Raw genomic sequence first — 261 nt, forward strand, 5'->3', positions numbered from 1 at the left:
GTCGACCTGAAGGATGCACAGACGGTGCATCTCCATGACTACAACATCGTCGTTGAAGCGGCGCTCGCGGGACAAGGCATTGCGATGGGCCGCCACCGCCTCATCGCCGCGCAACTGGCAAGCGGCGCACTGGTGCAGCCGGCGCCCGACGCGGTACTGGACGATCCGCGGATCGGCTGGTGGCTTGTCACGCCGCGCACGGCGACGGGCGAGAGCGAAGCCGCGATAGCCTTTCGCGACTGGCTAATGCAGATGGCCGCG

1 protein-coding gene is annotated in these 261 nt (G+C 67.0%); it reads left to right on the plus strand.

Annotated features, from left to right (window positions below; genetic code table 11):
* Window positions 1-261, plus strand: a 261-nt coding sequence (locus ACLJZ5_RS22135; RefSeq protein ID WP_410959034.1) for a LysR substrate-binding domain-containing protein, incomplete at both ends; no start/stop codon positions are given.

This window comes from Salmonella sp. 5800, assembly GCF_046558195.1.
GTDB classification, from domain to species: domain Bacteria; phylum Pseudomonadota; class Gammaproteobacteria; order Enterobacterales; family Enterobacteriaceae; genus Salmonella; species Salmonella enterica.